Genomic DNA, 22,850 nt, shown 5'->3' with positions numbered 1-22,850 from the left:
GCCGGGGTCACCGGGCCAGGCGGATCGCCAGGGCGATGAGCGCGAGCACAGCGGCGCCCAGAACACCTGCGCTCGCCACGGTCCACAGTTCGCGCAGCCGGGTCCGCCCACGCCACCAGCTCCGGACGCCGGTGGCGGTGCCGGCGATGGCGGTGCCGGCCGCCGCCAGGCACAACAGCAGGGCGAGCGCGGCACCCAGCACACAGACCCCGTTCCAACCGGCGTGGGCGTGGACCACCCCGACCAGCCCTGAGCCGATCGCCCCACCCAGGAAGTAACACGTCATGTAGGCCGAGGTGATGCGTCCGCGTGCGTCCGGGCGCAGGGCGTAGATCAGCGACTGGTTGCTGATGTGCACGCCCTGGTGCGCCAGGTCCAGCAGCACGATGCCGGCGATCAGCGCCGCCAGGTGATGCGCCCCCAGGGCCAGCAGTCCCCAGGAACCGAGCAGGAGCAGCGCGCTGACCATCGTGGTCAGCGTGGTCCGTCCACGGTCCGCCAGCCGTCCGGCCAGCTGGGCGGCGACCGCACCGGCGGCACCGGCGAGTCCGAGCAGTCCGATCTCGCTGTCCGACCAGTGGTAACCGGGGCCGGAGAGCAGAAATGCCAGCGAGGTCCACAGCGCGCTGAAGCAGGCGAAGGCCAGCAGGCCGAGCAACGCCCGGACCCGCAGTACCGGTTCGTCGACCAGGAGACGCGCGGTGGAGCGCAGCAGCCGTCCGTAGCGCAGACCGGCGGATCCCCGGTACTGAGGCAGCGCCCTGTGCAGAGTGACAGCCAGGACGGCCATCGCAACCGCCGCGGCCCAGTACACCGTGCGCCAGCCGCCGACCGCGGCCAGGGCACCGGATGCGGTTCGGGCCAGCAGCATGCCCAGCACCAGTCCGCTCATCACCGTTCCCACGACCTGACCGCGCCGGTGCGGGGCGGCCAGGTCCGCGGCGAACGGCACCAGGACCTGCGCGGTCACCGACAGCAGACCGGTCAGCGCGGTGCCGGCCAGCAGCAGCCCTGCGTTGGCGGCGACCGCCGTCAGCGCCAGGGAGCACGCCGTGGCCAGGGTCAGGCCGCAGACCAGCCGACGCCGTTCCAGCAGGTCGCCCAGCGGCAGTACCAGGACCAACCCCAGTGCGTAGCCGACCTGGGCGACCGTCACCACCAGCGCGGCGGAGGCGGCGGAGAGCCGCAGGTCCCGGGCGATGGTGTCCAGCAGCGGCTGGGCGTAGTAGTTGCTCGCCACACACAGCCCGACGGCCGCGGACATCAGCACCACCGTGCCGCGACCCGGACCGTCGGCGCCGGCGCTGCCCGAACGGGGTGCGGGAGCGCCTGTCGTGGACGTTGATGGCGCAGCGGGGGAAGCCGAGGAGGAGGCCATGTCCGTTTCCTTCCGTAAGTTCAGAGCGCCGAGATCAGAGCGTCAAGATCAGAGCGTCAAGATCAGAGCGTCACCGACAACGTCCGTCGGCGGACCGCGTCGCAGCTCCCGCGGCGCCGGTCGGTCCGGGCTCGCGTTCATGCTCTCCGGCCAGCCCGGATGAATCCAACAGATGGTTGTCATGCCAGCGATCGTGGAACACGATGGATGAATGGAACTCCGCCAGCTCGTCTACGCCGTCGCCGTCGCCGAGACCGGCAGCTTCACCCGCGCCGCTCACCGCTGCTTCGTGGTCCAGTCCGCCCTCAGCCACCAGATCGCCCGGCTGGAGAGCGAGTTGGGCACCCGGCTGTTCGAACGCACGAGCCGGCGGGTGCGCATCACCGCCGCCGGCGAGGCGTTCCTCGGCCCGGCCCGCGAGGCGCTGGCCGCGATCGAGCGGGCCCGCAGTGAGGTGGCCGCGTCCGAGAGCGAGGTACGCGGCCAGTTGAGCATCGGCACCATCACCCCGCTCACCGCGGTGGATCTGCCCGACCTGCTCGCCGCCTACCGGGAGCGGCATCCTGCTGTGCAGGTCACGCTGCGCGCCAGGCTGGTCCGGGACCTGCTGCAGGAGGTGCGCGACCGCGCCTGCGACCTCGCGTTCGTCGACACCCGCCCGGAGCGGCCCCCGGCCGGGCTGGCGGGGCGGGTGCTCGCGCAGGAGGACCTGGTCGCGATCGTCCCGCACGGGCATCGGCTGGCCCAGGAAGCGCGCGTCACGCCTGCCCGGCTGGCCGAGGAGGACATGGTCGACATGCCACCCGGCTCCGGCATCCGCCGGCACAACGACGCGGCGTTCACGGCGGCCGGTGCCACCCGCACCGTCGCCTTCGAGGCGGACACGATGGCACTGCTGGAACAGCTCGTGGGGCGCGGCCTCGGCATCGGCCTGGTCCCCGCCGCCACCGCCGCGCGCATGCCCGCAGTTACCGCGGTGGCTACGACGGGCGTGCCTCCGCGAACAGTGCGTGCGGTCTGGATCGCCTCCGGAGCCTCACCGGCGGCTCGCGCGTTCCTCCAGCTCCTGCGCGAACGCACCCCGCAGGCCCCACCGGAGGAGGACGGCCCCCGGGAGGACGACTCCTGACACCGGCTGCCCGTCCGGGCGCGCGGCGTGGTGGGCCCAGGTGGCAGCGGGCCTCTGCTCAGGCGGCGTGCGGGGTGGCCGTTCCCAACATCGCCCAGACGAACTTGCCCTTGGTGCAGGTGGATCCGGCGATGCCCCAGGCGTCCGCGAGTTCCTGGACGATGAGCAGTCCCCGGCCGCTCTCCTCGTCGAGATCGGGAGCGTCCGGGAGTGTGCAGTGGGCGGGGTTATCGTCGTGGACCTCGACCCGGACCCGGCCGTCGGCCAGCAGGGCCGCGCCGCACAGCATCCTCGTGCTGGCGGTGTGCACCACCGCGTTGGTGGCCAGCTCGGACAGGAGCAGGACCGCGTCGTTCCGGGTCGCCCGCGGCACGGACCAGGCGTCCAGCTGCTCGGCGATGCGGTGGCGGGCGACAGCGACGCTGGACCGCTCGGCCGGGAGTTCCAGCCAGTGCGATCTGCGGGGACCCGCCGTCTCTAAGAGGCGGGCGTCCAGAAGCTGGGCGGTCTGGTGCCGATGAGCGCTCACGGCATCAGACTATGCTCGTCGCGATTGTCACGGCGCAACCGACTCCCTGATAATTTCAGCTTGATGTCATCCTTCTGGGGTCATCAGCGCCAAGTCTCTGTCAAAATCAGGATGGTGACTGATCATCGGAACCGATCCTCGGCACCGGAACTGATCATCCGCAGCTTCATAGGCGAGGTCCATCGGCAAGGTCCATCGGGGAGGTGCAGCCCGTGAGTGAGAGCCGTTCGGCGGCCGGCGTCGGCGCGCCCACCGTGCTGCGCATGATCCTCGGCCGACGGCTCCAGGAGCGCCGCCAGAACGCGGGCGCGTCGCTGGAGCAGGCGGCCAAGGTCCTGCGCGTCACCCCACTGACCGTGCGCCGCCTGGAGAAGGCGGAGGTCGCCCTCAAACCGCTCTACGTGGAGCGGCTGCTGGAGCGGTACGGCGCCGACCAGCAGGAGATCGAGGAGTTCGTCGCCCTGGCCGAGAAGGCCAACGAGCCCGGCTGGTGGTACGCCTACCGGGACGTGCTGCCGAGCTGGTTCTCGGCCTACGTCAGCCTCGAGTCCGGCGCGACCATGCTCCGTACCTACGAACCGCACTGCGCCCCGGGCCTGTTGCAGACCCCCGGCTACGCCCGCGCCCTGCTGGGCGGCGGTTTCCCCAACGACACCGACGACGAACTGGCGCGACGCGTGGACCTGCGACTGCGCCGCCAGAGCCTGCTCGACCGGCCCGACGCGCCCACGCTGTGGGTGGTGATGGAGGAGGCGGTGCTCCACCGCCTGGTCGGCGACCAGGAAGTGATGCGTGGTCAGATCGAGGTGCTGCTGGAGGCGATGGAGCGCGACCACATCAGCATCGACGTCGTCCCGTTCACCGCGGGCGCGCATGTCGGCGCCTGCGCGCCATTCACCTACTTCCGCTTCCGGGAACCCGAACTCCCTGACGTCGTCTACAGCGAGATCCTGTCCGCCTCCGTCTACCTGGACCAGCGCGCGGACGTCGTCGCCCACCTCGAAGCGCACAACCGGATGGCGCTGCTGACGTCGTCCGCCGAGAGCAAGGCCCTGTTGAACCGCATGCGCAAGGAGTACTCATGACTCTCACCAGCAACAACAGCGCGGACAACGGCAGAAACACGGACGACTGCAGGAGCGTCCACAACGGCATGCCCGCCGGGGACCTCGGCGAAGAGGGCTGGGAGCGCCCGTGGTCGGGGCCCAACGGCGGACAGTGCGTGGAGGTGAAGCGCCTGCCCGACGGCCGGGTCGCGGTGCGCCAGTCCACCGATCCGGGCGGCCCGGCCCTGATCTACACCGCCGAGGAGATCGGCGCCTTCGTCAGGGGCGCCAAGGCGGGACTCGCCGACCACCTGACGGCCGGCTGACGACCCGCTGACGGACAAACGGACGCACGACAACGATTTGGGGGACCCGATGAGCGACACCCGGCCCGCGAGGGGCATCATCACCAACCGGCCGCACTCCGCGCGGATGTACGACTACTACCTGGGCGGCAAGGACCACTTCGAGGTCGACGCCCAGGCCGCCGAGCAGGTCGCCGCCGCGTACCCCAGCATCTTCACCTGCGCCCGCGAGAACCGGGCGTTCATGCACCGCGCCACCCGGGTCCTGGCGCGCGAGCACGGCGTCCGTCAGTGGCTGGACATCGGCACCGGCATCCCCACCGAGCCGAACCTGCACCAGGTCGCCCAGTCCGTCGCCCCGGACGCGCGCGTCGTCTACGCCGACAACGACCCGCTGGTCCTCAAGTACGCCGAGCGCCTGATGCGCAGCACCGCGGAGGGGCGCACGACCTACATCGAGGCGGACGTCAACGACCCGGAGAGCCTGCTCGAGTCCGCGGAGCTCGCCGAGCTGCTCGACCTCGACCGGCCCGTCGCGCTCTCCCTCAACGCGCTGCTGCACTTCGTCCCGGACGCCCAGGACCCGCACCGCATCGTGCGGACCCTGCTGAGTGCGCTCCCCTCCGGCAGCGCGCTGGCGATAAGTCACTGCACGCCCGAGTTCGACCAGGACAGCTGGCAGAAGATCGAGGAGATCTACAACGGCTCCGGCACACCGGTCCGGTTCCGCACGCACAAGGAGGTGGCGAGCTTCTTCGACGGCCTCGACCTGCTGGAGCCGGGCGTCGTCGTCGGCCACCGCTGGCGTCCGGACGCCGGCCCGGCAAAGGAACTGACGGACGCAGAGGTCAGCCTGTGGGTGGGCGTGGGCATCAAGCCCTGATCCCTCCCTCCTGCTCCCTCCCGCACAGGGATCGACGTGACACAGCAGCTACAGCGCGTACAGCACCTCACGGAGCGCGACACGGATCACCATGGCGCGGTGGGGGCGCCGTGGTGATCCCGCTCCCGGCGGAGGAGGACCCGCCGGGGTCGTTCGCGGATCTGCCCCTGACGCAGTCGACCGTCTGGCCGGAGCTGTGGCAGGATCTGCCGGCGCTGGTCTTCCCGGCCCGCCCCGGCCATCCCACCGAGACCGGCTGGCTCCCGGCCGACGCGGCCGACTTCGTCGACGACGCCGTGCGCTGGCGGGCGACCCTCGACGACGGCTGCCTCCGGGTCACCCGCCCGGACGGCCTGCAGTGGTACCACGGGCTGCTCCACTCCACCCGCGCCTGGCGACGCGTCGCCCGCGCCCGGGGCCGCCTGCTCCTGGTCACCGGGCCGTTCACCCACCCCGTCGAGTTCCCGTCGGCCGCGCTCTGCGGCCACCTGCTCGTCGCCGTGGCCGATCTGGAGCTGTCGGGTCTCGTCTGAAGCTCGGCCGACCCGCCGAGTTGCTGAGTTGCTGAGCCGCCGAGCCACCTATCCGGCGCGGCGGCGCAGCAGGCCGGTCTTCCTGGTGAGTTGGGCCAGCCGCTGCTCGACCCCCTCCACCCGACCGGTACCGGGCGGCATCGCCCGGCACAGCGCGAGCAGCTGGCCGCTGTGCTGGAGCGCCGTCTCGCGCGGCAGCCGCCCCCAGATCGCGGTCGCGTTGTCGACGGCCACGGCCACCTGCTCGGCGTGCGGCGGGAACTGCTGCATCCGCAGCCGGGCCACCTCGATCAGCCGCCCGGTCGCCTGCCCGAGGTCGCCGCCCGCGAGGGCCAACTGCGCCTGGGCGTCCGCGACGTCGGCGAGCTCGGGCGCGCGCGGGCCCTGATGGCGCAGCAACTCCCTCTCCCAGGACGCGATCAGGAACGCGGCACGGGGGTGGTCGCCCGCGTGGAGCGCCGCCGCGATGTCCGCACGCGGGTCCGCGACAGCAGGTGCCGGGCGGACCGCTTCCACCACGGCGGCGTGGACGACCGGAGCGGCGGGCGGCAGTGCGACGGGCTCGGGCCGCGCCTGGACCGGCAGGGGAACCGGTGCGGGAAGTGGCGCGGGCACAGGTGTGGAAACGGGAACGGGTGTGGCCACAGGCACAGGTGTGGGCACGGGCACAGGTGTGGGCACGGGCACAGGCGCCTGCGCGGGGACCGGAACAGGAGCCGGCGGCGGGATCTCCGTCGCCAGCAGCATCGTTTCGGCGGGCAGCCCGGAGTGCCCGGCGATGTGGTGCAGGTCGGCGGGCCGGACGCCGGGCTGGGCGCGGCGCAGTTGCTCGACCAGCGCACGGGTGTACAGCGGCGCGTAGCCGTCGCCGCTGGTCCCGGGCGGGCTGACCTGACCGAACAGCGGCAGCCCGGTGGTCAGCGCAGCCGGCCCGTGCTGCTGCACCACGGCCCAGGCCTCCGGATCGGCGACCAGGTCGGCGAGCACCGTCGTGGTGCCGGGCGGGCGCTGCCGCAGCTGGTCGGCCAGCCAGACCCAGGGCAGCGCGGTGTAGCGGGTGTTGTCACGCGTGGTCTGTGCGAGGGCCAGGTGCAGCTCGTGTCGGCGTCGGTCCGCCGTCAGCTGGCCCGCCAGCGCCACCAGGACCGGGCCGGGCGTCTCTGCGGCCGTCTGGAGCTGCGCCAGCAGCAGCTGCGGATCCGACGGGTCCGCCAACTGCAGCACGCTCGCCGGGACCGGACTGCCCAGCAGTGCCTCCGTGGGCACGGTCGCCAGCAGACCCAGCGCAGCCTCCGGACGGACCGGCTGCCGTCGCTTGCCGCCGGGCGCGCCGCCGATCAGCAGCACCAGTCCGCGTGCCGCCCCTCCCCCGCCGTTGATCTCCACCCTGGCACCGTACCGGCCCGGACACCCGCGACGCACAGCCGCCCGGCGGCGACACTCCGTCGGCGGCACAGCAGCGGTGCGACAGCAGCGCGGCAAAAGCAGACAAAAGCAAAGGCAGGGAGATGAACCACTCCCTGCCAGTTTCAATCTATAGCGTATGGGGGGCCTTGCCGCAAGGCCCTGGTCCTGGCGCACAATTGCCGGCCGAACCAGAACTGCGGACGAGGAATTCATGACTGACACAACCGACACGATCGATCTGAGCGACAGGTTCGACGTCGTCGTGGTCGGCGGCGGGCCGACCGGCCTGATGCTGGCCGCCGAACTGCGCCTGCACGACGTCCGCGTGCTGGTGCTGGAGAAGGAACCGCGGCCGACCGGCCTCTCGCGCGGTCTCGGCCTGCACGTGCGCAGCATCGAGGTGATGGACCAGCGCGGTCTGCTGGACCGGTTTCTCGCCGACGGGGTGAAGCACCCCTTCTTCGGCTTCTTCGGCGGCATCACCAAGCCCGCGCCCGAGGGCCTCGACACCGCGCACGGGTACGTCCTCGGCATCCCGCAGGCCGACACCGAGCGCCTGCTCGAGGCACACGCCGTCGAGTTGGGCGCGGAGATCCGGCGCGGCTTCGAACTGGTCACGCTGGAGCAGGGCGATGCGGGTGTCACTGCGGAGCTCGCCGACGGATCGCGGCTGCGCTCCCGCTACCTCGTCGGCTGCGACGGCGGACGGAGCACGGTACGCAAGCTGCTCGGCGTCGCCTTCCCGGGCGAACCCGCCCAGCACGAAACGCTGCTGGGCGAGGTCAGGATCGGCGTGACGCCGGAGGAACTGGCCGCCGTGATGTCCGAGGTCCGCAAGACCCATCTGAGGTTCGGCGCCATGCCCATGCGGGACGGCTGGTACCGGATGATCGTGCCCGCCGAAGGCCTGAGCGAGGACCGCACGGCCCCCGTGACCCTGGACGAACTTCGGCAGCGGCTGCGGGATTTCACCGGCACCGACTTCGGCATCCACTCGCCGCGCTGGCTCTCCCGCTTCGGCGACGCGACGCGGCTGGCCGAGCGCTATCGCGTCGACCGGGTGCTGCTGGCGGGCGACGCGGCCCACATCCACCCGCCGACCGGCGGCCAGGGCCTCAACCTCGGCGTCCAGGACGCGTTCAACCTCGGCTGGAAGCTCGCCGCCGAGATCAACGGCTGGGCGCCGGAAGGCCTGCTCGACACGTACCACGCCGAGCGCCACCCGGTGGCCGCGGATGTGCTGGAGAACACCCGCGCCCAGATGCAGCTGCTCTCCCCCGGCCCGGGCCCGGCCGCCCTGCGCCGGCTCCTGTCCGACCTGGCGGACTTCGACGAGGTCAACCGCTACCTGGTCGGCAGGATCACCGCGATCGGCATCCGCTACGACTTCGGCGAGGGCGCGGGCCAGGACGAGGGACACGACCTCCTCGGCCTGCGCATGCGCGACATCGCCCTCAAGCAGGGCCGTCTCTACGACCTGATGCACGCAGGCCGCGGCCTCCTCCTCGACCAGACCGGCGGCGGCCGCCTCTCGGTTGCGGGCTGGTCCGACCGCGTCGACCATGTCCTGGACGCCAGCGAGGAGTTGGACGCCCCAGCCGTCCTCCTGCGCCCCGACGGCCACATCGCCTGGGTCGGCGACGACCCGGACGACCTGCTCAGCGCCCTGCCGACGTGGTTCGGCGCGCCGGCCGTCGGCTGAGGACTGACGGATCTGGCACACCCGCAGCACCTCGGCCGGGTTCATCCAGTGAGACCGCCACCGTTCGGTACGAGGCCGTTCGCGATTCAAGCGGCCGGTTCATGCGCGGTGGCGTGTCGTCACGCCCAGTCCTCCGGTTCCCAGGCCCAGAGCTGGTCGAGCAGCTCCCGGTCCCCGTCGAGTTGCAGGGAGTCCACCGAAATGCGTTGGTACAGGTAGAGGACCAGATCACTGGCCGTGCCGCGAATGGACAGGCCTGCCGCGTCCGGGTCCTCGCCGGTAGCGGGCAGCCGGGTGGTCCGTGCACCGTCGCCGTCGACCGTGAGGCGCCAGGAGCGGCCCTCGATGGCGTGGAAGTCGAAGGCGGTGGGCTTGTGCGGCCAGGCGCTCGTCGAGAAACTCGCGATGAACAGGTTCTCCTCGACACCGTCGAGCGCCACCTCGACAGGCAGTGAGGCCGGCTCGCCCACGCTGAGCTGGGCGTCGTAGGTGTGCACCGCGATCTCCTGGACCTGGTGCCGGGCGACGCCACCGGCGGTGTGCGGCGTCTGCGTGTAACCCCAGCCGGTGAAGCAGCCCTGGTCCGGACCGGCCTCCCGCAGGGCCGCCAGCAACAGCTCGGTTGAGGCGGCCAGCCAGGCCAGCACGGCCTCGCGCTCCTGCGGCGCGACCGCGTCACCCTGGGCCGGGGTCCTGGACGTGGCGTCCGGCCCGGCGGCGACGGTGGCGGCCCAGCGGCGGCGGCCCTCGCCGATGTGCTGCACCAGGTCGGACAGTGTCCACTCGGGGCAGGTCGGCACGGGCAGGTCGAGGCTGGGCGCGGCGGCGATCGAGGCGCGGAAGGCGGTTGAACGTTCGTCGATCAGCCGCAGCAGATCGGGAAACTCCAGAGTCTTATGCACAGCGGTGGTTCTACCATCTTGATCTACTTGCCCGACAGCGGTTTTCCCAGCCGGTGCGGCGGGGAACTCCGGCCCAGGCGAGCCCACACCTAGGGCGCGGAGCTGCCCAGCGTCAGGCAGAAGGGATGTCCCGCCGGGTCGGTGAGCACGCGGAACCTCTCACCGCGCGCCTGCGGTTCCGGCCTTCCCGCGCCCAACTCCAGCAGCCGGGCCTCGGCTTCGTCCAGATGGTCCACCTCGAAGTCGAGGTGCAGTTGCTGCGGCGCAGTCTGACCAGGCCACTGCGGGGGCACCTCGGGCCGGTGTGCCAGGTCAACCCGCGACCGCTTCTGCCTCCGGGAAGACCGTTGCCCCGCGCAGGCCGGGCGTCGCGGCCCCCACCAGCATCACCGCGCCCAGGCAGAGCAGCCCACCGCTGACCAGGGTGAACATTCCTGACGTCGCCTCAGCAACCAACCCGCCGCGCATGTTTCCGAGGTCCGGACCGGCCTGGCCGACGATCTGCTCGGCGGCGCTGACCCGGCCGAGGAGCTCGCTCGGCGTGTGGGTCTGGACGATCGTGCTGCGGGAGACCACCGCGACGGTGTCGGCGGCTCCGGCCAGGGTCAGGAAGGCGAGCCCGACCCAGGCGTTCGGCGTCAGGCCGAAGAGGGCCAACGCCCCACCCCAGGTGGCGGATCCGACGAGCATGACCACGCCCGGCCGCGCCGACCGGGTGAAGCTGCCGGAGAGCAGGGAGGCCACGACGCCGCCGACCGCGATCGCGGTGAGGAAGAGCCCGAGGGTACGCGGATCGTCACCGAACCGCTCCGCGTTGATCAGCGGGAAGAGGCTGATCGGCATCGACAGCACGGTCGCGGCCAGATCGGTCAGCAGCGCCCCACGGATGACCGGGGACCGGACCAGGAAGGCGAGCCCGTCCGCGACCCCGCGCAGGCCGGCTCGGGCGGGGGCGTCGCCGGGTGGCAGCCGGGGCAGGCCGAACGCGCCGTACAACGCGGCGGCGAAACTGAGCGCGTCGATCAGGTAGCAGCCGCCGACCCCGAGCCAGCCGACGATCACGCCGCCGAGCGCCGGTCCGAGCAGCATCGAGCCCTGGAACGCGATCCGCCGCAGCGCGAGCCCGGCCGCCAGCTGATCCCTGGACAGCAGGTGCGGCATGAAGGTGCGCGACGCCGGGCTGCTCCCCGCCGCGAGGCAGGACTGCGCCGCGAGCAGTGCCAGCACCGCCGCCACCGGAAGGTTCCCGGTCAGGCCCTGCGCGGCGAGCAGGAACGAGCACACGGCCTGCCCGCCGGTCGTGACCAGGTAGAACCTTCGCCGATCCACGCGGTCGACGAGCGATCCGGCGAAGAGTCCGAGCGCCACCAGGGGAATCGCCTGGGCGAGCCCGACCGCACCGGTCCACGCCGTGCTCCTGGTCGCCTGCCAGACCTGGAACATCACGGCGACGAGCGTCATCTGCCCGCCGAATCCGGACAGCGACTGCCCGATCCACAGCCGCCGGAAGGTCGGCGAGGACCCCAGCGGCGCGATGTCCAGCAGTGCGCCCTTCACGGTGTCGCGGAGGGCGCGCCTCAGCGCCATTCCGGGTCCTCGGCGAGCTTCTCGTCCATCCGGTCGTGAAAACTCCGGCGCGCAAGGACCCGTTCGATGTCGGTGACCACCCGGCTGAGCGGGTAGGGGATCTCGGCCTCGATCTCGGCGAGGACGGCTTCGGTCGCCCGCCACTCCGCCGCCAGACGACCCACGACGCTCCGGCCCTGCTCCGACAGCGTCACCTTCTTGCTGCGCGCGTCGTCGCCCGCGACGGTCTCCACCCAGCCGGCGGCGCGCATCGCGGCCACCTTCTGGCTCAGTGCCGAGTGCGTCCGCCCGACCGACTCGGCCAGCTCGGTGATGGTCATCGGCCCGGCCGCGTGCAGCCGCAGCAGCTCCATGACGAAGCTCGACTTCAGCCCCTCGATCGGCGCCTCCGCATAGACGCGGGCGATGTCCGCCTCGATCGCGTCCTGGAGGAACCGCAGGGGACGCCAGAGGCTCTGCTGGGTGGGATCAGGCGGAGTGGGATCAAGCCGAGTGGGATCAGGCTGGATGGAATCAAGCGCGCGCTCGTCTGCCATGCAGGCATCGTAACAGCACTTATATAAGCACTGTTATATCTGCAACCAATGCCGGGGCCGCACCCGCCGGAGGCAGGATGGAGGTATGACGGAGCGGAAACCCCCCGGCCTCAGCTTCGAGTCATGGGTCGACCAGCAGATCCGCGAAGCGCAGGAGCGGGGCGACTTCGAGAACCTGCCCGGGTTCGGCAAGCCCCTGCCCGACGAGGACAAGCCCTACGACGAACTGTGGTGGGTCAAACAGAAGCTGGCGACGGAGGGCCTGTCGATCCTGCCGCCGACGCTCGCCCTGCGCAAGGAAGCCGAGGACGCCCTGGCGGCTGCCGCGGACGCGCCGTCCGAGTCTGAGGTGCGCCGGATCGTCTCGGACATCAACGACAAGATCAGCGCCTGCCTGCGCGGGCCTGTCGAGGGGCCGCCGCTCAACCTCGCCCCCTACGACATCGGCGCGATCGTGGAGGACTGGCGCCTGCGCCACCCAGCGAAGTCGGCAGACACAGCCGCGTCCGGGCCGAGCACTCCCCCGCCGGCGCGTGACTCCCACAAGTGGGGCCTGCTCCAGCGCCTGCGACGCCGCGGGCGCAGGAGGCCGTAGCCGCCCGGTTCACAGGCCTTCGAGCCAGCGATGCCCGGGGTAGGTGTGTGCGAGAAACCCGGCCAGACGCGCACGCTGACGCGTCGTCAACTGCGGGACGGTCGACTCGAAGTCCGCCTGGTCCTTGGGACGGGCGTGCTTGGCCTTGAACAGCAGGACCAACTCGGGTGTGAGGTACGGGATGCCATCCGGGGTGTGCCCGACGATCTCGCTGTAGGGAAGCCGGATCGTCGGGTCATGGCGGGAGATCCAGGTCCCCCCGTCATGGGGCTCACGGAACACGTCGAGGCGGTAGGCCTCGGCGTCCGGATCGCGCAGCCAGGTCTGGTGCGTGGCGGCGAGCACCTCCGGTGCGGCGTTCCGCCAGATCCGGCCGCTGCTCACCGCGTCGAAGGCGTAGCCGGGGAAGCGGTCACGGATCTCGGGGAAGTCCGCGGCGGGGATCGCAATCTCGAGGTCACCGTGCGGGCGCGTCTGCCCACCCCGGAACAGGTCCAGTGCCCAACCCGCCGCCACGCACCACGGCGTGGCGACGCCGGCCAGGCGCTCGGCGACCTCGCTCGGGGTCCAGGCGGACTGCGCCCACTGCACTTCGAGGGCATCGAGCTCGGCGGGCGACAGTTCCACTCCCCCGGGCGGAAGTTCCTCGCTCATCAGCTCGTCCGCTCCTGCTCCTGTTTCCGTTCCCGTTCCCCTTCCCGCTCCTGCGTCTCGCCCTTGCGTCCCACGAGGTGAAAGACGCGGCTGAGTTGGCGGTAGGGGTCGCGGCGGCCGGCTTCGAGTTCGACGGCGGCGACCTTCTGCGCCTGCTCGGCGTCCTTCGGGTCCAGCTCGGCTCCGCCGAACTCCAGCCAGTCGACGAACAACCAGACCCCGTACCAGTCCAGCGGCTCCACGCCACGGCTGCGGATCTGCTCGCTCAGCTCCTCCACCGTGTCGCCGCGGGTCGGCAGACCCAGTACGCCGATCTCACGGGTGGCGTCGAACGCGGCCAGGGCGTCGTCCCAGCGCCGCTCCATGGCCGGGCGCACCGCACCCGCCTTGGCATTGCCCGCCATGATCGAGACGATACCGCCGGGCGCGGCGCAGCGGCACAGCTGATCGATCAGGGGCGTCGGATCCTCCAGGTACCCGAGCACGCCGTGGCAGAGCACCGCGTCGAAGCGCTGGCCCGCAAGCGCCGCGTCGGCGTCCGCGCCGTCGGCGTGCACGAGGGTCACCCGCTGCTGGACGTCCTCCGGCAACCGCTGGAGGCGCTGACGCGCCTTGTCGAGCATCCCGGGCGACGGGTCGAGCAGGGTCACCTGGTAACCGGCCTGGGCCAGCGGGAACGACTGGTTCCCCGCTCCGCCGCCGACGTCCAGCACGGAGGCGGGAGGCGGCGGCAGATGCCCCAGCAGCTGCTGGTGCATCACATAGGTGCGCACCTGGCCCTTCACCGAGGCGTAGGCCTCGTCCGCGAACTGATCGGCCAGGCTTGCCCAGGTGTCGTCGCTCACGCCACCACCGTAGTCGATCAGCTCCGTGTTCCGGTTGTGCCGTTGAACGGGAGCCGGTCCGGGTACCGGGTTACTGTCGGGGTGTCAGATGTGTTCCGAACGGGGGCCGGTGCGGTGCAGGGACAGCTTCTCGGGGGTCGGTACCGGCTGGTCCGGCAGCTGGCGAAGGAGGCATGGGGCAGGTATGGCAGGCCCATGACGGCACACTGGGCCGCTCCGTCGCCGTCAAGGTGATCACCCTGCTGTCCGGCGGCGGCAGCCGGGGGAACGAGGCGCGGACCCGGTTCCTTCGGGAGGCGCAGATCACCGGCCTGCTCCAGCACCCCAACATCGTGACCGTCCACGATCTCGGCGAGGTCCACGGCGAGGACGGCACGGCCCCCTTCCTGGTGATGGAGCTGCTCCGTGGCGAAGGGCTGGACGCGGTGCTGCGCCGGGGCCCGGTCCCCCTCCCCCAGGCGGCCGACTGGGGCGCGCAGATCTGCGAGGCGCTCGCCGAGGCGCACCGGGCGGACGTCCTCCACCGGGACATCAAGCCGTCCAACATCCAGGTCATGCCCTCGGGCGCGGTCAAGGTCCTGGACTTCGGCATCGCCCGCGCGGCCGACCCCTATGCGACGGCGGACCGGATCACCCAGACCGGTTTCATCGTCGGCACCCCGCCGTACATGGCACCGGAGCAGGCGCGCGGCAAGGCCGAGAAGCGCAGTGACCTGTACGCGCTCGGGTGCCTGCTCTTCGAGATGATCACGGGCCGTCTGCCCTTCGAGGCCGGTGACACCCTCGGCTACATCACGGCCCATCTCACCGAGGAGCCCCCCGCGCCCAGCACGCTCTCCGAGGGGATTCCGCCCGCCTGGGACGACGTCGTCCTGACCCTCCTGCGGAAGGAGCCGGGCGAGCGGTACGACAGCGCCGTCGCGGTCGCCGGAGTGCTGCGCGGACTTGCCCGAGCACCCTGGCACCCACCGACCGTGGTCGACCGGCCGAGGGTGGACCGGCCGGGGGTGGACCGGCCGGGGGTGGACCGTCCGGCGGTCGAGCACCCCGGGGTCGAGCGCCCGGGGGCGACCGCAGAGCTCGCTGCCGCACGCAGGGCCCAGTACCGGCAGTTGGCGACCGCGCTCCGGAGGCTCGAACGCCGGCGCAGCCAGGAGCGCCCGCAGGTACCTCCGGAGGCACATCCGGAGGTACCTGCGGAGGTACTGGAAGGCGTGGTCGTGCAGAAGCGGGACCAGGTGATCGGCCCGTTGCACGAGCGAGCGAGGCGCGAGCCGGGCTGGTTCCTCACCTCGAATCCCCATGCCGCCCAACCCGCCGCCTTCCCACGCCCGTTGGGCCCACACGTCTACGGGTTGCTGGTCAAGGTGCTGATAGCTGCGGCAGTGCTGACGGTGTAGGCGGCGATCTACCACCTGTCCGATCCCCGGCAGAGCTGGACGCCCGAGGGTCCGGACTACGCGGTCTTCGGCATCGTATTCCTGGGGTGCGTCCTCGCCGAATACGTCAGGTTCGGCCTGGCCAAGGACGCCCCTCGGGGCAGGGTCCTCCTCGACCGGGTGCATCTGACCGTCGAACAGGAGGTCAGGCAGCAGGGTGTCTTGCGCGTGGTGCGGTTCTCCGTCCCCTGGACCGCGATCGACCGGATCGGTGTCGCGGGCAGTGGGCGGGACGCCCCCGTCGTCGCGTGGTTCAGCCGCGGCAACGATCCCGGGCGTGAGTGGCTGCAGGAGCACGGCATCAGCCCCTACCAGGGTGGCGACGGCTACGTCCTGTGCCACCCTGCCCGCGTCGCCTACAGCAAGCTCAGCCGCCCCGCCATCCTCCAGCGGCTGCGCGCGGAGCTGACCGCCTACGCCGGAGCCAAGCACCGCACGCTTGCCGCCCCGCGGCCCAGCCACTAGTGCCTGTCCGGCGGAGTGGGCGGCGGACTTCGCGGTGGTGACCGCGACCAACCAGGGCGAGCCGGGACAGCGGGGACAGCCCCGGTCCGCATCCTCGTCGAGCCACGCGGACGACTGACCGGGCCGCTGCGGGACGATGGACACACTGAGGGGCGAAAACTCATCGCAGAAGGAGAGTTGGCGTGGTGGGGGAACTGTTGGTATCGGCCTTCTCGCTCGCGGGTGTCGCGCTCGGCGGTGCGCTGACGGCGTTCACGCAGCGCGCCGCGCAGCGGGCGGCGGATCGGGCCGAGGAGCGGCGGCAGTCGGCGGCGACCGCCGAGACGCGCAGGGCCGAGCAGGTGCAGGCGATCAAGGAGTATCTCGTGTGCGCCCAGGACGCCGAGCGGGCGGCCTACACGCGCCCGGAACCCTGGGGTGATGACGAGAACGGCTGGACAGCTCGGACACAAGCAGTGATGACCAACCTCTGGGCAGCGGATCGTGGCGTCGCCCTGCTCTGCGACCCAACCCTGGACGAACCCGCTCGTGCCTACGGGCGAGCGCTCAACCAAGCGGTCTGGCGGGAGATCGGCGGCATGGAGGTCAATGAGCACCTCGAAGAGCACAAGAGTGCCTTCATGATCGCAGCTCGCGCGAGCCTGGCCCTCACCTGACCCCGTGGGTCGGGGCTGGGCCTTGACCGGATTTGATCAACGGGGCGTCCCGCGACAGTTCCCGGAAGCCGAGGCCGTAGTAGAGCCCGCGTGCCCCAGGGTGGCCGGGTGCGCCCAGGCAGACGACCGTCGCGTGCGTGGCTCCGGCCGCGCGGGCCAGGTGCATGCCGTGGAGGAGCATCGAGCGGCCCAACCCGAGCCGTCGGTAGGCCGGGTGGGTGCCGACCGGTTCGAACTCGACCGTGCGGTTTACCTCGTCGAGCCACATGATGGCCGAGGCGGCCATGGTGCCGTCCGGGGCCTCGACCAGGACGTGCAGGTCGGCGCGGTAGCCGGGCGTCCGGCGGACGCCTGCGTAGCTCTCCGCCGTGTACGCCGTGGGAGTCCAGGCGTCCACGTGGGCCTGAACGGCAGCGTCCGGACCGGCGTCGGCGGCGGTGCGGAAGCGGAAACCGGCTGGTAGCACCGGCAGTTCGACATCGACGAGGTCACGCTCGTTGAGCTGGGTCCAGTCGCCGTCGTCGGCGAGTGCCTCGGCGTCGGACGCATAGCCGTGCGCCGCCCAGCGCTTCAGGGCGAACGCGTCGGCGGCCGACGCCAGCACCGTGCGCTCAAGACCGGCCGCCACGCCCTCGAACCAGTCGATCACCTCGTCGACCAGTTCGGCGTGGTCGGGATGGACCTGGTACGTCAGCGACGCGCCGGTGACCTCCCGCACGGACCCGTCGTTGCGCCGCACCTGGCGCGGCAGGTACGCCCAGCCCCACGCCACCAGCTCGTCCCGGTCGCTGTCGCCGCAGAACCACAGTCGACGCGGCCACGTCGCGCCGTAGGCGGCGTGCCCGTGGCCCCACACCCAGGCCAACTCCCCGTACGACGCGTCGGCGTTGACCAGGTCCAGGCGGGTTGCCGTGACGCGCTGCGCCAGACCTTGCATGAGCCTCACGTCCGCGGCGGTCAGGAGCTCGAAGTCCGTCATGACGGGCCACTGTGCCAGGGCTGCGCCGGGGCGTCGAACCGTTTTCCGACGCGGGCGGGAAGGGCATATGTCACCGGCTCGTCACCATTTCGCAGCGGCCTTTCGCCGCCCGCACCCCCACTGCCTGCTTTTGTGGACACCGGCGGATATTGGCCATAGATTCGCGGCAACCGCGACCCCGGTGTCTGGCAGGGGGAGAAACGCCATGGGGAACCAGGATCTCGATCAAGCTCTGAATCCGTGGATGTACGACAAGTCCGGGGATCTCACGCCACAGGCACAGAAACAGTTTCCCGATCTTGCCGCCGCACCCGCCGCGATCACCACCGGTGGAAGTCCGACGGCTCCCGCAGGAGCCAGTGGCCAGCAACTGGTGGTGCACCCCGACGCCCTGCGCACCGCCGGGCAGAACGCCGGACAACTCGGCAACAAGATGACCGCCGACTGTCAGAATCCCACCGGCAGCGACATGTTCACCGCCGCGACGGCGATGAACGGATGGGCGATCGGCGGCGCGATCACCACCGCGCACCAGACGTGGGAACTGCAGTTCCTCACGCTCGGCGGAAATCTGATCACCATCGGGCAGAACCTGCAGGACAGCGCCAATGGCTACACCAGCACCGAGAACACCAACCGCAGCCATATCCGTGCACTGGACAACTGAGCCACTGCTGCATTCACCGGTCGGGAGGCGACAAGCCGCCATGGTCACGTACGACGAGCTGGCCAACACCAATCTCTCCGCGCTGGACACGGTCACCACCGACCTGGAGCAGATGACGCGCGGGTGGGAGTACGACTCGGACTTCCAGGGCGGCGTGGTCACTCCGCTCTCGGCCAGTGGCTGGTCCGGGCCGGCCGCGGAGGCCGCCGCCGGGGAGTTGACCCAGGCGCGCACCCAGATCGACGCGGCGTTCACCGAGACCAGCGCGATGGCGAAGGCCCTGCGGGACGCCCACGACCAGTTCGTCGGCTTCCAGAACACACTGCGTCAGATCCAGCAGGACGCGCAGAGCCAGGGCCTGGTGATCTCCGCCGACGGCAGCCAGGTCACCTGGAACACGCCCCCCGACCTCCCGCACAACGCCGGGGTACACCAGGAGTACCAGCAGGCGATGTCCCAGGAGGCGGACGCCATCGCGCAGCGGATCAAGTCCGTGCTGCAGCAGGCCACCGACGCGGACCAGACGGCTGCAGCCGCGCTCTCCGCGGACACCGGGACCAACCAGCAGAGCTTCAACGCCGCGCCGGTCGGCGGCATCCCGGAGGAGGAGGCCGCGCAGGCGGCGAACCTGGCCCGGCAGGGCAACAACCTCACCAACGCCCAACTCGCCCAGCTGGACGCGCTGCTGAAGGCTCACGCCAACGACCCGCGGTTCACCACGGCGTTCTACAACGACCTCGGCCCCCAGGGGACGCTGTTGTCCTGGGGCCAGCTCTCCGAGGGCACGACCGGAAGCCCGCCGGTCGATCCGAACCGGGTGGCGCTGCTCAAGGACCTGCAGCAGCAGCTCGGCACGTCGCTGGCCTGCGCGACCAACACCCAGACCTGGCCGCACCTCTCCGACCAGTGGGAGGCGGGGCTGCGCGCGGCGGGATCCCAGCGGATCCAGCTGGCCGGGCCGGACAACTTCAACTACCAGCCCTACGGCTACCAGATCCTGGGCAGCATCCTGCGCACCGGGAACTACGACCCGCACTTCATCGACCCCATCGCCGAGCACGTCACCCAGCTGACGGAGCAGAACCCGCGCATGTGGGAGCAGGCCATGCCGACGCCGCCCTGCCCGGACGTCACGACCAACTTCCTGGGCAACGGCTCCGGTTTCAACCCCGTGACGGGCGTTCTGGAGGGGCTCGGGCACAGCCCGGCCGCAGCGACGGACTTCTTCCACAACCCGGAGACCCTCTACAACACCGACGGCACCCCGTCCGGCCACACGGTGACGCCCAACGGCTACCTGAGCTTCTACACCAACGGCGACAAGAACCCGCTGTGGTCGGACACCACCTCCCAGGACGCCGGCGCCCAGGCCGCAGGCGCCAACTCCGAGCCGACGGCGCTGGGCCACGCCCTCCAGGCCGCGACCACGGGCCAGGCCTGGGACGCGCCGAGCGGCCAGGTGCCCCCGCCGCACACCCCCGCGACCGACGACGTGATGAACCAGGTGGTGAACACCTTCGGCAGCAACCCGAGCCTGATCCAGGGCAACGGCGCGCCCTTCTCCAGCATGAACGGCAGCCTCGCGCACATGACCGGCTCGTACATGGGCGACGTCGACCGGACCGTCAACGCACCCTCGGGGGGCCTGCTCGGCGTCTACGGTGCCCCGGCCAACCTCGACCAGAACAACACCACCCATCTGCTGGACACCCTGGGCCGGGACCCGAACGCCTACGGCATCCTCCAGCAGGCCCAGAACGGCTACACGGCAGGTCAGTTGCAGAACGCGGTGCACCAGCCCGGCGACCTCAACGAGAACCTCACACGAGTGGCCAACCAGGGCAGCCAGATCAGCGGCATCCTCAGCAACGCGCGCGCCAACGCCGTGGCCCAGAACGGCTGGCAGTCGGACGCGGCCTACAACGCGTCCATCGACCGCAACGCTGGCTGGGCCAGCACCATCTACAGCGCCTCGGTGGGCAGCGTGGTCGGCAAGGTGCCGATCGTCGGGAGCATCCTGAACAGCCAGGTCAGCAAGATGATCACCAACATGGGCAGCAGCTTCCACCACAACTCCACGGCGCAGAGCGTCGACACCAACATCGACATCGTCAACTCGGGCAAGACGGCTGCGGGTCAGGCGGCCCAGTACGCCGTGCAGAACGCGCTGCAGGGAACCGGCCAGGATCCCGACGGCACCACCACCTACAACGTCGGGCAGGCGGCGCAGACCGGCTACGAAGGCGGCGTCACCACGGACGGCGCCTACCACCAGGGGGGCAAGTGAGCGAGCCGACGCACCGTCGCCGACGGCTGCCGCTCGTCGTCGCCGCGGTGGTCGTCGTGGTCGCCGCCGCCGTCGTGGTTCTGGCGGTGCGGCCCTGGCAGACAGTCACTAACCTCCCGCCGCAGGCCTGTTGGGGTGTGCTGACGGCTGACGACCTGCGGCCCCTGGCGGGGCAGGGCGGTGGCACGCTCAGCGCCGCGACCGACACCACCACGCTCCAGCCCGCGAGCCAAGCCACCAACGGCGGCTACCACTGCGTGCTGTCCTGGCAGGGCGGCCAGACGCCGCGCTACCTGGGCAGCGGCCCGACGATCGCCCTCTACACCGCCGCCCAGCTCCGTCAGGCCCAGGCCCTGGACGCGAGCCGCGGAGCGGTGCGGTCACTGCCTTTTGGCACCGGGACCGGCGGCGGGATCATCGCCTGGCAGGCGTCCTACGGCTACAGCATCGACCTGGCCTTCCCCTGCACCTACCACGATTCCTTCTCCGGGCAGGTCGACCACGGCTACGCGCGCGTCTCCGTCAACGCGGCCGTCGACCCCGGTGCCTCCCCCGCGCCGCCCCCGGGCCACGTGCGTCAGGCGGACGCGGGGATCGTCCTCAAGCTGGCCAAGGCGTTCACACAGCAGTACCCGTGCGGCGGGGTGAGGCTTCCGGCGAGCGCGCCGAGCATCCCCGCCTATCCGTCATAGCCCACGTGACGACTCGTCAGACAACCTCGAAGACGCCGTAGGAGAACCCGGCCGCGCGGATCTCGCCCCCGGTCACCTCGACCCCGTGCACGGCCAACGGACGCAGGCCGCCCCCGACGCCCAGTATCGGCACAGAGGCCGTGGCGGGCTGCTCACGGCCGTTGATGACGACGAGGTGGGTGTTGCCGCGCAGGTAGACGAAGGGGTAGTCGCGGTGCAGCACTTGCACCGGCGCGGCGGAGCCGAGGGCGGGGGTGGTGCGGCGGAGGTGGATGAGGCGGCGGACGTGGTGGAGGAGTGAGTCGGGGTCGGCCTGGCCGGCGGCCACGGTGGGGCGGTCGGGGGCCGGGTCGAGTGGGAGGTAGAGGTGGTCGGCGGGGGCGGTGGAGAAGCCCGCGTTGGGGGTGGCGTCCCACTGCATGGGGGTGCGGGAGCCTTGGCGTGCTTCGGGGCCGAGTTGGCTGCCTTCCTTGTCGGGCAGTCCGGGCAGGTAGCGCATGCCGATCTCGTCGCCGTAGTAGATGACGGGCAGGGAGGGCCAGGTGAGTTGGAACGCGAAGGCGGGGGCGACCATGTCGCGGGTGCGGGGGCCGCAGGTCAGGCGGGAGAAGTCGTGGTTGGCCGTCGGCAGGGCGACGTGGCCGGAGCCGTCGCTGGCGGCGCGGGCCTCGTTCCAGGCGTCGAGGAACGGGCCCATGGTGCCCTTGCCGTCGGGGTCGAAGTAGCAGGGCTGGCCGTCGGCCCAAGCGCCTTGGCTGCCGGTCCCGTTGTCCCACAGGGAGCGCAGCGCCGGGCCGGTGAAGTGGAGGAAGAAGTCGGAGTGGAAGCCGGCCGGGATGGATGTCTTGGGGTCGCCCCATTCCGACAGCAGGGCGCGGTCGGGGTGGGCGTGGTCGATCCACTGGCGCATCTCGCCCCAGAGCTTTCCGGTTTCGACTTTGTTGGGGTCGTCCTTGACGAGGGAGGCGGCCATGTCGACGCGGAAGCCGGCGATGCCGCGGTCGAACCAGTGGCTCATGATTTCGCGCAGCGCGGCCCGGTTGGCGCGGGGGCCGTCGGCGTCGACGGGTTGCCGCCATGGTTCGGCGTCGTCGGTGCGGGCGTAGCCGAAGTTGAGGGCGGGTTGGATGGGGTAGAAGTTGGCGAGGTAGAAGCCGCCGCGGGCGCCCTGGTTGGGGATCCAGTCGCGGACGGGGGCGGTGATCTTGTCGGCCCAGATGTAGCGGTCGTCGCCGGGTGTCTGCGCCGAGTGCTGGAACCAGGGGTGCCGGTGTGAGGTGTGGCCGGGGACCAGGTCGAGCATGACCCGGATGTCCCGGCGGCGCGCCTCCTCGACCAGGTGTGCGATGTCGTCGTTGGTGCCGTAGCGGGGGGCGATGGTGAGGTAGTCGGCGACGTCGTAGCCGGCGTCGCCGAACTCGGAGGTGAAGCAGGGGCTGAGCCAGAGGGTGTTGACGCCGAGCCAGGACAGGTAGTCCAGGCGGTCGGTGATGCCGGGGAGGTCGCCGATGCCGTCGGCGTTGGAGTCGGAGAAGCTCTGTGGGTAGATCTGGTAGAGGACGGCGTCGGGCAGCCAGGCGGGGATGTGGCGGGCGGCGTCGGTCATGAGGGTGCGGTCTCTCCAGGTGCGGTAT

The 22,850-nt window shown here is 71.2% G+C and carries 22 protein-coding genes and 2 pseudogenes; 13 read left to right on the top strand and 11 right to left on the bottom strand.

All coding sequences use genetic code 11. From position 1 onward, the window contains the following. Window positions 1–7: 7 nt before the first annotated feature. Window positions 8–1,264: an MFS transporter gene (locus tag ABH928_RS14375; protein WP_370066053.1), complete on the bottom strand. Its 1,257-nt coding sequence runs from the start codon at window positions 1,262–1,264 to the stop codon at window positions 8–10. Between the two features lie 325 nt (window positions 1,265–1,589). On the opposite strand from ABH928_RS14375, the gene ABH928_RS14370 reads away from it, so the two are divergent. Further along, on the top strand, window positions 1,590–2,507 hold the full coding sequence (locus ABH928_RS14370; RefSeq protein ID WP_370066051.1) for a LysR family transcriptional regulator: 918 nt from the start codon (window positions 1,590–1,592) through the stop codon (window positions 2,505–2,507). 58 nt (window positions 2,508–2,565) lie between these two features. Here the strand turns inward: ABH928_RS14370 and ABH928_RS14365 are convergent, their stop codons facing one another. Then, a complete protein-coding gene (locus ABH928_RS14365) occupies window positions 2,566–3,036 on the bottom strand; it encodes an ATP-binding protein (RefSeq protein ID WP_370066049.1) in 471 nt (156 codons plus the stop codon). Between the two features lie 212 nt (window positions 3,037–3,248). Here ABH928_RS14365 and ABH928_RS14360 point away from each other — a divergent pair, with 212 nt between their 5' ends. The 4 genes from ABH928_RS14360 (at window position 3,249) to ABH928_RS14345 (ending at window position 5,803) form a co-directional block, all read left to right on the top strand. Continuing rightward, window positions 3,249–4,121 carry a helix-turn-helix domain-containing protein gene (locus ABH928_RS14360; protein WP_370066047.1) on the top strand — a complete coding sequence of 291 codons (873 nt, stop codon included), beginning with the start codon at window positions 3,249–3,251 and terminating at the stop codon, window positions 4,119–4,121. Next, window positions 4,118–4,408 carry a DUF397 domain-containing protein gene (locus tag ABH928_RS14355; RefSeq protein ID WP_370066045.1) on the top strand — a complete coding sequence of 97 codons (291 nt, stop codon included), beginning with the start codon at window positions 4,118–4,120 and terminating at the stop codon, window positions 4,406–4,408. The genes ABH928_RS14360 and ABH928_RS14355 overlap by 4 nt, the downstream gene beginning before the upstream one ends. Before the next feature lie 49 nt (window positions 4,409–4,457). Further along, the gene (locus ABH928_RS14350) at window positions 4,458–5,270 is read left to right on the top strand and encodes an SAM-dependent methyltransferase (RefSeq protein WP_370066043.1); all 813 of its coding nucleotides are present in this window, start codon (window positions 4,458–4,460) and stop codon (window positions 5,268–5,270) included. A 110-nt stretch (window positions 5,271–5,380) separates the two neighbouring features. Further along, complete coding sequence (locus tag ABH928_RS14345) at window positions 5,381–5,803, top strand: hypothetical protein (protein ID WP_370066041.1); 423 nt, start codon at window positions 5,381–5,383, stop codon at window positions 5,801–5,803. A gap of 48 nt (window positions 5,804–5,851) precedes the next feature. Here the strand turns inward: ABH928_RS14345 and ABH928_RS14340 are convergent, their stop codons facing one another. Then, window positions 5,852–7,189 (bottom strand): hypothetical protein, encoded by a 1,338-nt coding sequence (locus ABH928_RS14340; RefSeq protein WP_370066039.1) that lies wholly within the window; start codon window positions 7,187–7,189, stop codon window positions 5,852–5,854. Window positions 7,190–7,421: 232 nt separating this feature from the next. On the opposite strand from ABH928_RS14340, the gene rox reads away from it, so the two are divergent. Further along, window positions 7,422–8,912 carry a rifampin monooxygenase gene (gene rox / locus ABH928_RS14335; RefSeq protein ID WP_370066037.1) on the top strand — a complete coding sequence of 497 codons (1,491 nt, stop codon included), beginning with the start codon at window positions 7,422–7,424 and terminating at the stop codon, window positions 8,910–8,912. Window positions 8,913–9,031: 119 nt separating this feature from the next. Here rox and ABH928_RS14330 read toward each other — a convergent pair whose 3' ends face one another. From ABH928_RS14330 to ABH928_RS14315, 4 genes and pseudogenes are all read right to left on the bottom strand, one after another. Continuing rightward, the gene (locus tag ABH928_RS14330) at window positions 9,032–9,814 is read right to left on the bottom strand and encodes a maleylpyruvate isomerase family mycothiol-dependent enzyme (protein ID WP_370066035.1); all 783 of its coding nucleotides are present in this window, start codon (window positions 9,812–9,814) and stop codon (window positions 9,032–9,034) included. Between the two features lie 89 nt (window positions 9,815–9,903). Then, window positions 9,904–10,101 (bottom strand): annotated as a pseudogene (locus ABH928_RS14325) (VOC family protein); the annotation flags it as partial. Between the two features lie 25 nt (window positions 10,102–10,126). Further along, a complete protein-coding gene (locus ABH928_RS14320) occupies window positions 10,127–11,401 on the bottom strand; it encodes an MFS transporter (protein ID WP_370066033.1) in 1,275 nt (424 codons plus the stop codon). Next, window positions 11,392–11,937 (bottom strand): MarR family winged helix-turn-helix transcriptional regulator, encoded by a 546-nt coding sequence (locus tag ABH928_RS14315; RefSeq protein ID WP_370066031.1) that lies wholly within the window; start codon window positions 11,935–11,937, stop codon window positions 11,392–11,394. The genes ABH928_RS14320 and ABH928_RS14315 overlap by 10 nt, the downstream gene beginning before the upstream one ends. A gap of 85 nt (window positions 11,938–12,022) precedes the next feature. Between ABH928_RS14315 and ABH928_RS14310 the strand changes: the two are divergent. Then, window positions 12,023–12,412, top strand: a pseudogene (locus ABH928_RS14310) (DUF1992 domain-containing protein); the annotation flags it as partial. Window positions 12,413–12,541: 129 nt separating this feature from the next. Here ABH928_RS14310 and ABH928_RS14305 read toward each other — a convergent pair. Both ABH928_RS14305 and ABH928_RS14300 read right to left on the bottom strand, forming a co-directional pair. After that, window positions 12,542–13,186 carry a hypothetical protein gene (locus tag ABH928_RS14305; RefSeq protein WP_370066029.1) on the bottom strand — a complete coding sequence of 215 codons (645 nt, stop codon included), beginning with the start codon at window positions 13,184–13,186 and terminating at the stop codon, window positions 12,542–12,544. Then, window positions 13,186–14,031: a class I SAM-dependent methyltransferase gene (locus ABH928_RS14300; RefSeq protein ID WP_370066027.1), complete on the bottom strand. Its 846-nt coding sequence runs from the start codon at window positions 14,029–14,031 to the stop codon at window positions 13,186–13,188. Before ABH928_RS14300 ends, ABH928_RS14305 begins: the two co-directional genes overlap by 1 nt. Before the next feature lie 173 nt (window positions 14,032–14,204). Here ABH928_RS14300 and ABH928_RS14295 point away from each other — a divergent pair, with 173 nt between their 5' ends. The 3 genes from ABH928_RS14295 (at window position 14,205) to ABH928_RS14285 (ending at window position 16,591) form a co-directional block, all read left to right on the top strand. Continuing rightward, window positions 14,205–15,431: a serine/threonine-protein kinase gene (locus tag ABH928_RS14295; RefSeq protein ID WP_370066025.1), complete on the top strand. Its 1,227-nt coding sequence runs from the start codon at window positions 14,205–14,207 to the stop codon at window positions 15,429–15,431. A gap of 207 nt (window positions 15,432–15,638) precedes the next feature. Continuing rightward, the gene (locus ABH928_RS14290; protein ID WP_370066023.1) at window positions 15,639–15,935 is read left to right on the top strand and encodes a hypothetical protein; all 297 of its coding nucleotides are present in this window, start codon (window positions 15,639–15,641) and stop codon (window positions 15,933–15,935) included. A 182-nt stretch (window positions 15,936–16,117) separates the two neighbouring features. Further along, window positions 16,118–16,591 carry a hypothetical protein gene (locus ABH928_RS14285; protein WP_370066021.1) on the top strand — a complete coding sequence of 158 codons (474 nt, stop codon included), beginning with the start codon at window positions 16,118–16,120 and terminating at the stop codon, window positions 16,589–16,591. Here the strand turns inward: ABH928_RS14285 and ABH928_RS14280 are convergent. After that, window positions 16,584–17,570 carry a GNAT family N-acetyltransferase gene (locus tag ABH928_RS14280; protein ID WP_370066019.1) on the bottom strand — a complete coding sequence of 329 codons (987 nt, stop codon included), beginning with the start codon at window positions 17,568–17,570 and terminating at the stop codon, window positions 16,584–16,586. The genes ABH928_RS14285 and ABH928_RS14280 overlap by 8 nt on opposite strands. Before the next feature lie 205 nt (window positions 17,571–17,775). On the opposite strand from ABH928_RS14280, the gene ABH928_RS14275 reads away from it, so the two are divergent. The 3 genes from ABH928_RS14275 to ABH928_RS14265 are packed head-to-tail and all read left to right on the top strand — an operon-like array spanning window position 17,776 to window position 21,216. After that, the gene (locus ABH928_RS14275) at window positions 17,776–18,237 is read left to right on the top strand and encodes a hypothetical protein (RefSeq protein WP_370066017.1); all 462 of its coding nucleotides are present in this window, start codon (window positions 17,776–17,778) and stop codon (window positions 18,235–18,237) included. 40 nt (window positions 18,238–18,277) lie between these two features. Beyond that, window positions 18,278–20,524 (top strand): hypothetical protein, encoded by a 2,247-nt coding sequence (locus ABH928_RS14270; protein ID WP_370066015.1) that lies wholly within the window; start codon window positions 18,278–18,280, stop codon window positions 20,522–20,524. Then, window positions 20,521–21,216: a hypothetical protein gene (locus tag ABH928_RS14265; RefSeq protein WP_370066013.1), complete on the top strand. Its 696-nt coding sequence runs from the start codon at window positions 20,521–20,523 to the stop codon at window positions 21,214–21,216. Before ABH928_RS14270 ends, ABH928_RS14265 begins: the two co-directional genes overlap by 4 nt. A gap of 16 nt (window positions 21,217–21,232) precedes the next feature. Here ABH928_RS14265 and ABH928_RS14260 read toward each other — a convergent pair whose 3' ends face one another. Continuing rightward, complete coding sequence (locus ABH928_RS14260; protein WP_370066011.1) at window positions 21,233–22,822, bottom strand: alpha-amylase family glycosyl hydrolase; 1,590 nt, start codon at window positions 22,820–22,822, stop codon at window positions 21,233–21,235. Between the last annotated feature and the right edge of the window lie 28 nt (window positions 22,823–22,850).

The organism is Streptacidiphilus sp. MAP5-3 (genome assembly GCF_041262505.1).
GTDB lineage: Bacteria > Actinomycetota > Actinomycetes > Streptomycetales > Streptomycetaceae > Streptacidiphilus.
This window is presented reverse-complemented; position numbering and strand designations above follow the sequence as displayed.

Coding starts and splice junctions, on each gene's coding strand:
- ABH928_RS14375 (WP_370066053.1), bottom strand. CDS start 1,264: ATGTCCGCGGCCGTCGGGCTGTGTGTGGCGAGCAACTACTACGCCCAG.
- ABH928_RS14370 (WP_370066051.1), top strand. CDS start 1,590: ATGGAACTCCGCCAGCTCGTCTACGCCGTCGCCGTCGCCGAGACCGGC.
- ABH928_RS14355 (WP_370066045.1), top strand. CDS start 4,118: ATGACTCTCACCAGCAACAACAGCGCGGACAACGGCAGAAACACGGAC.
- ABH928_RS14350 (WP_370066043.1), top strand. CDS start 4,458: ATGAGCGACACCCGGCCCGCGAGGGGCATCATCACCAACCGGCCGCAC.
- rox (WP_370066037.1), top strand. CDS start 7,422: ATGACTGACACAACCGACACGATCGATCTGAGCGACAGGTTCGACGTC.
- ABH928_RS14320 (WP_370066033.1), bottom strand. CDS start 11,401: ATGGCGCTGAGGCGCGCCCTCCGCGACACCGTGAAGGGCGCACTGCTG.
- ABH928_RS14315 (WP_370066031.1), bottom strand. CDS start 11,937: ATGGCAGACGAGCGCGCGCTTGATTCCATCCAGCCTGATCCCACTCGG.
- ABH928_RS14305 (WP_370066029.1), bottom strand. CDS start 13,186: ATGAGCGAGGAACTTCCGCCCGGGGGAGTGGAACTGTCGCCCGCCGAG.
- ABH928_RS14295 (WP_370066025.1), top strand. CDS start 14,205: ATGGGGCAGGTATGGCAGGCCCATGACGGCACACTGGGCCGCTCCGTC.
- ABH928_RS14280 (WP_370066019.1), bottom strand. CDS start 17,570: ATGACGGACTTCGAGCTCCTGACCGCCGCGGACGTGAGGCTCATGCAA.
- ABH928_RS14275 (WP_370066017.1), top strand. CDS start 17,776: ATGGGGAACCAGGATCTCGATCAAGCTCTGAATCCGTGGATGTACGAC.
- ABH928_RS14270 (WP_370066015.1), top strand. CDS start 18,278: ATGGTCACGTACGACGAGCTGGCCAACACCAATCTCTCCGCGCTGGAC.
- ABH928_RS14260 (WP_370066011.1), bottom strand. CDS start 22,822: ATGACCGACGCCGCCCGCCACATCCCCGCCTGGCTGCCCGACGCCGTC.